General features: G+C 39.3%; 10 protein-coding genes. 4 read left to right on the forward strand and 6 right to left on the reverse strand.

Translation table 11 applies throughout. The annotated features are described in order from the left end of the window. The 3 genes from ACESK1_RS11085 to ACESK1_RS11095 all read right to left on the reverse strand — a co-directional run. The coding region (locus ACESK1_RS11085; RefSeq protein WP_372920245.1) for a hypothetical protein at nucleotides 1-854 on the reverse strand (854 nt) is incomplete at its 3' end. Between the two features lie 55 nt (nucleotides 855-909). Continuing rightward, complete coding sequence (locus ACESK1_RS11090) at nucleotides 910-1,647, reverse strand: hypothetical protein (RefSeq protein WP_372920246.1); 738 nt, start codon at nucleotides 1,645-1,647, stop codon at nucleotides 910-912. Then, nucleotides 1,634-2,191, reverse strand: coding sequence for an RNA polymerase sigma factor (locus ACESK1_RS11095; RefSeq protein WP_372920247.1), 558 nt, complete (start codon nucleotides 2,189-2,191; stop codon nucleotides 1,634-1,636). Before ACESK1_RS11095 ends, ACESK1_RS11090 begins: the two co-directional genes overlap by 14 nt. A 139-nt stretch (nucleotides 2,192-2,330) precedes the next feature. Here ACESK1_RS11095 and rluF point away from each other — a divergent pair, with 139 nt between their 5' ends. The 4 genes from rluF (at nucleotide 2,331) to ACESK1_RS11115 (ending at nucleotide 5,149) form a co-directional block, all read left to right on the forward strand. Beyond that, nucleotides 2,331-3,167: a 23S rRNA pseudouridine(2604) synthase RluF gene (gene rluF / locus ACESK1_RS11100; protein WP_372920248.1), complete on the forward strand. Its 837-nt coding sequence runs from the start codon at nucleotides 2,331-2,333 to the stop codon at nucleotides 3,165-3,167. An 83-nt stretch (nucleotides 3,168-3,250) separates the two neighbouring features. Next, nucleotides 3,251-3,673 (forward strand): VOC family protein, encoded by a 423-nt coding sequence (locus ACESK1_RS11105; RefSeq protein ID WP_372920249.1) that lies wholly within the window; start codon nucleotides 3,251-3,253, stop codon nucleotides 3,671-3,673. Nucleotides 3,674-3,689: 16 nt separating this feature from the next. Further along, nucleotides 3,690-4,709 carry an AI-2E family transporter gene (locus ACESK1_RS11110; protein ID WP_372920250.1) on the forward strand — a complete coding sequence of 340 codons (1,020 nt, stop codon included), beginning with the start codon at nucleotides 3,690-3,692 and terminating at the stop codon, nucleotides 4,707-4,709. Between the two features lie 35 nt (nucleotides 4,710-4,744). Continuing rightward, nucleotides 4,745-5,149, forward strand: a complete 405-nt coding sequence (locus ACESK1_RS11115) for a YkvA family protein (protein ID WP_372920251.1) — start codon at nucleotides 4,745-4,747, stop codon at nucleotides 5,147-5,149. A gap of 39 nt (nucleotides 5,150-5,188) precedes the next feature. On the opposite strand, the gene ACESK1_RS11120 is transcribed toward ACESK1_RS11115, so the two are convergent. The 3 genes from ACESK1_RS11120 to ffh all read right to left on the reverse strand — a co-directional run. Next, the gene (locus ACESK1_RS11120; protein ID WP_372920252.1) at nucleotides 5,189-6,082 is read right to left on the reverse strand and encodes a bifunctional 5,10-methylenetetrahydrofolate dehydrogenase/5,10-methenyltetrahydrofolate cyclohydrolase; all 894 of its coding nucleotides are present in this window, start codon (nucleotides 6,080-6,082) and stop codon (nucleotides 5,189-5,191) included. A 37-nt stretch (nucleotides 6,083-6,119) separates the two neighbouring features. Then, nucleotides 6,120-6,488 (reverse strand): four helix bundle protein, encoded by a 369-nt coding sequence (locus ACESK1_RS11125; RefSeq protein ID WP_372920253.1) that lies wholly within the window; start codon nucleotides 6,486-6,488, stop codon nucleotides 6,120-6,122. 51 nt (nucleotides 6,489-6,539) lie between these two features. Beyond that, the coding region (ffh, locus tag ACESK1_RS11130; protein ID WP_372920254.1) for a signal recognition particle protein at nucleotides 6,540-7,654 on the reverse strand (1,115 nt) is incomplete at its 5' end.

A 7,654-nucleotide genomic window follows, 5' to 3' on the forward strand; every position in this document is an offset into this window, starting at 1 on the left:
ATTTTCTCCCCATCGACTTCATACTTAAGCTTTTGCCGCTCCCCAATATTCAAACCGGCATAACCTCCTAAACCTATTTTTAACTTTCCTACGGTCGAATACCGAATACTTCGGTCGGTCTCGATCTTGGTAGAAGGACCAAATTCAAAATGCACAGGTACCACCAGGTTATCCATCCTGAATTTTGATTTTTTGAGATTATAATTGAATTCGGTTAAATAGGTCTCATTTCCTTCCTGCTCAAAAATCTGGTTATCTACCGGTTTTAAGCCATTAAATTGAAAGGATACTCCATATTTTAATCGAAGCCAGTTAGATTTCTCAAAAACCCTGGTTTTCCATGCCCAACCAATTTCAAAAAATCTGCTTCCAGCTAATTTGAAATCCGAATCGTTAAGAGACTGACCCTCTTCAAGCGCGTTGTTAAATCCGACAGCTATTACAATATCATTGGTAGTTCTTCTATCATATTTATTTGGATTAGTATCTAAACCTCCTACTTTACCGTCTTCGCCCAATCTTAGCCAAACACTTTTATCATTAGGACTATTTCTGGATTCCAGGGCAAATTTATTTTCAAGGATGGTAATACGGTTTTCAATGTTTTTTGCATGTTTCTCAGCAGCTGTCTCTTTTTGAAGTTCGGCGGATTCTGCAGTTATTTTACCCTGCTCAACAAGACGGTTCAAGGAAGTAACTGTTTTTTTTAATTCCTCTTTTTCCTCGGTAACGATTTCCTTCTTTAATTTTTCCAGGGTTTCTACCTGGGTTCCTGGATCTTTCGATTGAGCAGAAATTTCCTGGAATAAAATTGAACTAAGACTTACTACTAAATAGATAATGATTGTTTTCATATAATTGATTTGATTGATTGATAAATGACCCATAAAGGGATGATCTTTATTTTAATTAATTATTACGATTAGTAAATGCATAACTCGCTTCTTCAAAACCTTCTTTGAGCAATTCAAAGACTTTTTGACGAAAAGATTGATCGAGTTCTGTTTCAACATCGGCCAGAAGAGTAGATGCATTCACACTTTCATAGTTTCCAAAAGTTTGACGTTGGGTAATTTTACTGGCGGCATTTAGCAATAAATCGTCTACTTCGGCATCGGTAAGATCTCTTTCTGCCTGTTCATTAACCACCATGGCTATGGCTTCTTCCAATTCGGTTTCCATAATAATTCCCTCCTGAACCTGCGGGGTAAGGCGCATATTATCAAGTATAAAATGAAAGCTTTCAATTTCTGTTGAAGCAGCCACTAACTCCTCCCGCTTAATTTCCGGAGTAGGTTGAGGCGGAATTTGTTCAGCAGATACTGCATTTTCAGTTTGTGTAGGTTTTGAACCGCTTTCTTCAGAAGCAATCTCAACCGGAGTTTTAAAATCTTCCTTTTCAGGAACTTTTTCGATAGGTTCTTCTACTATCGCAGGTGATTCTTGTGTAGTCTTAATAAACAGGTTTCCTGCCAAAAAAGCCAGGACCACAAGTGCGGCAACAACAGGCAACCAAATCCTAAAATTCTGCTTTTTATCATCTCTGCCCATCCTGGATTCGAGTTTCTTCCAACTCTCTGCTGAAGGTGCAATCTGGCGCTCCCTCAACTTCTCTTCTGCCTGCTCTTCAAAATTATGTAGTGCCATAAGCTGCGTTTTGTGCGTTTAATTTTTCCTGTAATATTTTTCTTGCTTTAAAAAGCTGAGATTTTGAAGTCCCTTCTGTTATCTTCAATAATTTCGCGATTTCAGCATGTTTGTAACCTTCAACTGCGTACATCACAAATACCATTCGGTAGCCTTCCGGCAGCTCATCAATTAAAGCCTGGATTTCTTCTGCGCCTAATTCCGAAGAAATTGTTTCAGGAATTTCAGGGTGAGAATATTCATCCTCCAGAAATTCTATTTTCTTGTTAGACCTCAGAAATGAAATAGATTCCCTAATCATAATTCTCCTTATCCAACCTTCAAAACTACCTTCATTCTTAAAACTTTTCAGATGAAGGAAAACCTTTAGAAATCCGCTTAACATTACTTCTTCTGCCTGCTGAAGATCTTTAATGTATTGCCGGCAAACACTTAGCATTTTCCCTGAATGTTCTTCGTACAACTGCCGCTGTGCTTCCCGGTTTTGATTGGCGGCACGCTTTATAAGCAATCTTTCGTTTTTAAAGAGTTGAATTACTTTCACCCGTGGTTTTTAAGTTAGCCTCTATATATATAGACACACTAAAGTTACAAAAGGTTGCCTGTGCATTCATTTTTTTTGAAAATTAGTTCCTTAAGAGAGCGTTTTTAAAACTTGTATCTTTGCATTAGAAATCAATTTTATGGCCGAAGAAAAACTTACCCGAATCAATAAATACCTCAGCGAAGTTGGCTATTGTTCCCGCCGCGAAGCCGATAAACTCATAGACCAGGGTCGAATTACCCTTAACGGAAAAGTTCCTGAAATGGGCACTAAAGTAAGTACCGAAGATGAGGTTAGAGTAGACGGAAAATTGATTACAGCTAAAAATAAAAAAGAGCCTAATGTGTACCTGGCCTTTAACAAACCTGTGGGAATTGTTTGCACTACAGATACTCGGGTGGAAAAAGATAATATTATAGACTATATAAATTATCCGAAACGTATTTTTCCTATCGGGAGGCTGGACAAACCCAGTGAAGGACTCATTTTTCTTACCAATGATGGCGATATTGTTAATAAGATCCTTAGAGCCCGAAACAATCATGAGAAGGAATACATCGTCACCGTAAACCGACCTATAACCAGCGACTTCATAAAAAGGATGAGTAATGGCGTGCCCATTCTCAATACCACTACCAAAAAATGCGAAGTTGAAAAACTGGGGAAATATGAATTCAGGATTGTATTAACCCAGGGGCTCAATCGCCAGATTAGGAGAATGTGTGAGTTTTTAGGTTATGAGGTCACCGCCCTGAAACGCATCAGAATCATGAATGTGAACCTTGATGTGCCAGTAGGCAAATGGCGTGATCTTACTAATGAAGAATTGCAAACTATCAAAAAAATGGTAGACGATTCTATTAAAACTGAAGAGGCTTCCAAACTGGAGAAAGCCGCATCGCAAAATTTAAAAAAACACACTAAATTCAAACCCAAACAAAACAGGCCTTCCCGTGGACCGGATTCTAAATCTTAACAGATTATTAGCGAACTTCATTGATATTATGTTAAGATAACTTCCTAATTTTAAATAAACACTAATCAGGTAATATTTTAACAATGAAAATACCACCTTTTCATCTTGCCATTCCTGTTTCCGATCTACACAAAGCCCGAAAATTCTATCGGGACATTCTGGGCTGTGGAGAAGGCAGGAGCAGTGATCACTGGGTCGATTTCAATTTTTTTGGCCATCAGCTGGTTATTCATTATAAACCCCCATCAGAAACAGAAAAAGCTCACACCAATCCTGTGGACGGCAAAAATGTGCCAGTTCCGCATTTTGGGGTAGTTTTAGAATGGGATGTTTTTCAAGAATTCTCAAAGCTCTTGAAATCCCGTGATATAGATTTTGTAATTGAGCCTTATATAAGGTTTGAAGGGGAGGTTGGTGAGCAGGCTACAATGTTCTTTAAGGACCCTAGTGGCAATGCACTGGAATTTAAAGCCTTTAAAGATCCTGACCAGCTTTTTGCTTCCTAGTTTCGAAAAATTTTATATGGATAGATTAAAACCGGCCCTTGTAAGACAACTCTTTGTGCTTCTGCTCATCCTGTTCTTGTCGGTTTTAATTTTCAAAGAAATAATCCCTTATTTATCGGGTGTTCTTGGTGCAGTCACTTTGTATGTTGTTCTTAGAAACTGGATGAAGAAACTGCTTGACAGAGGCTGGAACCCGAGCCTCGCAGCGGGTTTATTAATGACTGTCTCATTTGTTGGCATCCTGGTGCCGGTGGGCCTGGTAGTTATGATGCTTACTTCCAAGATAGGTAAAGCAGTAGCTAATTCAGAAAGGGTAATCAGAGCAATAAAAGACCAATTGGCAGAAGCTGAAAGTTATATTGGCTACAGTGTCAGTAGTACGATAGACACTTCAGCCATTACTAATTGGATTTCGGGCAATCTCCAGAGCCTTGCGGGAGGTACTTTTAACGCCACCATAGCGATAGGTGTGATGTATTTCATGCTTTATTACATGCTTCTGAACAGAGATAAAATGAAAGAAATTCTTTTTTCATATATTCCTATGGGAAGAGAGAACATAGATGTAATAAGCGATGAAAGTAACGAGCTGGTAAAATCAAATGCACTGGGTATTCCTTTGGTTGCACTTTTTCAAGGAATAGTGGCCCTTATAGGTTTTCTCATTTTTGGAGTACCCGATCCATTTTTTTGGTTTGTAATAACCGCTATCGGCTCTATGATTCCGTTTGTAGGTACTGCTATTGGAATAATACCTGTAACAATTCTTCTGTTCGCACAGGGAGACAACTGGCAGGCGATTGCAATTCTTATATATGGTTTTGCCGTAGTTGGGGTGACTGATAACCTGATAAGATTATATATTCTGGAGCGATTAGCTGATGTTCATCCCTTAATCACTCTTTTTGGAGTAATTATAGGGGTTCCTCTATTCGGTTTTATCGGTTTGATCTTTGGACCATTATTAATATCATTGTTCTTATTGATCCTGAAGATCTATAAGAAAGAATACGGAAATGCTTACGACAAATTGTAAATACTAATCAGCAATTAATTTTAAATAATAAAAAGATGTTTAGCAGAAAGAGTACAAATATTGACGAGAAATATGTAGAAGAAAAAGTTGCAAAGGTTGACGAAGGTGATGTAGAACTAGCGGCTAAAAATCAGAAGGAAATATCAGATAAGATCCTTAATGCAAATGCGCTTAAGAAATACACCGAACTCGGAAAAGTGATGTTTGGTATGCTTCAGGATTACCGGAAGGGAATTTACAAAGACGTTCCGTGGTTTACCATTGCAGCTATTGCATTTGCTTTACTATATGTTTTAAATCCCTTAGATATGGTACCCGATTTCATTCCCGGAGTAGGTTATCTTGATGATTTTGCGGTTCTAACTTTCTCATTGAGATTTATGGAAACCGATCTGCATAAATATCTCGACTGGAAGCTGGAAGAAGGAGAAGAAGCTTAAGAAAAAAAGGCTTTCTGATTTTCAGAAAGCCTTTTTTGTTTATCTCTTCATGCCTCTTTGCTTGTGCCGCTCTCTGGCAAGCAAGGTGTTTTTAAGTAGCATTGAAACGGTCATAGGACCAACCCCGCCGGGAACAGGTGTGATATAGGACGCTTTTTTACAACAGTTTTCATAATCAACATCTCCTTTAATCACATAGCCCTTTTCAGTATTTTCATCGGGAACACGCGTAATTCCAACATCAATAACCACCGCGTCATCTTTGATCATTTCGGCTTTAAGGAAATCGGGGATACCCACTGCAATTATAATAATATCAGCCTGGGAGGTAATCTGGGTAATATTTTTAGTGAATTCGTGAGTAAGTGTTACCGTTGAATTCCCCGGAAAACCACTACGGCCCATCAGTATACTCATTGGTCGTCCCACAATATAGCTACGACCAATAACTACAGTATGTTTCCCTTTGGTAGGAATGTCGTAACGCTCCAGTAATTCAAGAATTCCAAAAGGGGTAGCAGGAATGAACGAAGTCATATCCAGTGCCATTTTTCCGAAGTTAGTAGGGTGGAATCCATCCACATCCTTATCGGGATCTACAGCGGTTAAAACCTTTTGAGTATCAATTTGAGGTGGCAGGGGCAACTGAACGATGAAACCATCTATATCATCATTTTGATTAAGTTCTTCAATCTTATCGAGAAGTTCCAGTTCGCTAATGGTATGAGGCAAGCGATAAAGAGAAGACTCAAAACCCACCTGCTTACAGGATTTTACCTTCGCATTTACATAGGTAAGGCTTGCGCCATCCTTGCCCACAATAATTGCAGCAAGATGTGGTACCTTCCCGCCTTTTTTCTTGATTTTTTCTACTTCTTGAGCAATTTCATTTTTAATGTCGTTGCTGGTCTTTTTTCCATCTAAAATAGTCATATTCAGTATTCAGTTAGCAGTTGCAGTTGGCAGTTCACTAATTGCCAGCTCCAAATTTCCCGGGGTTATTAATCATAAAGTTTAGAAGTTTTCCCACTTCGTGACTCTTCTTAAGCAATTCTTCTTTAGTACCAAAATCTATGTAATTACACGCATATGCAAATTCTAACCAACTTTGAGTTTCGGCGTTTTCGGCATCACTGTCGGTTAACTTACTTATAAAGTGTTTCTCATATCTTCTCTTCCTATATGCTTCAGCAACATTTACACAAACCGACCTGGAACTTCTTCTAATTTGGTCGGTAAGGGAATATGTTTCTTCTTTAGGAAATCTCTTGGAAACATCAAAAATCTCCATAGCCAGGGCAAATCCAATCTCATAAACCCGCAGTGACTTAAAATCCATATTTCAAAAATTAAAATTACTGCTCACTGAGACTGCTCACTGCCGACTGAACTACTTCATCCCCTTCATCATCTGCATCATCTTCTGGCCGCCACCGCCCTGCATCATCTTCATCATTTTCCCCATCTGGTTGAATTGTTTCAACAGCTGGTTAACTTCCTGAACCGTGGTTCCTGATCCTTTACTGATTCTTTTCTTCCTGCTGGAATTTATAAGTTTTGGATTACTTCGCTCTTCAGGAGTCATCGAATGGATTATCGCTTCAATTCCCTTGAAGGCATCATCATCAATATCTACATCCTTAAGCATCTTGCCTGCTCCCGGAATCATTCCCATCAGGTCTTTCATAGACCCCATTTTCTTAATTTGCTGAAGTTGATTCAGGAAATCGTCAAAACCGAATTTATTTTTAGCAATTTTCTTCTGAAGCTTTCTTGCTTCTTCCTCATCATATTGTTCCTGGGCGCGCTCCACAAGGGAAACAACATCTCCCATCCCTAAAATCCTATCGGCCATACGGGAAGGATAGAACACATCAATCGCGTCCATCTTTTCACCCGTACCAATAAATTTAATGGGTTTATTTACTACCGATTTAATAGAAATCGCAGCACCACCACGGGTATCACCATCTAATTTGGTAAGGATAACTCCGTCAAAATTCAATCTGTCGTTAAAAGCCTTAGCTGTATTCACCGCATCCTGACCCGTCATAGAATCTACCACGAATAAAGTCTCCTGTGGTTGAACAGCCTGGTGAATATTGGCGATCTCGGTCATCATTTCTTCATCTACAGCAAGTCGACCCGCGGTATCAATAATCACCACGTTATGGCCATTTTCCTTAGCGTGAGCGATTGCTGCTTTAGATATCGCAACCGGATCCATATTTCCTTCTTCGGAATACACCTCTACGCCAACCTGTTCTCCAACAACGTGAAGCTGGTTGATCGCAGCGGGACGGTAGACATCGCAGGCTACTAAAAGCGGTTTTTTATTTTTTTTCTTCTTGAGAAAGTTAGCCAGTTTCCCGGAGAAAGTGGTTTTACCACTACCCTGCAAACCAGACATCAGGATCACCGATGGATCACCTGACAGGTCGATTCCTTCAGCTTCACCTCCCATAAGTTCGGTAAGCTCATCCTTAACGAGCTTCACCATCATTT

Source organism: Salegentibacter sp. (assembly GCF_041642575.1).
Lineage (GTDB): Bacteria > Bacteroidota > Bacteroidia > Flavobacteriales > Flavobacteriaceae > Salegentibacter.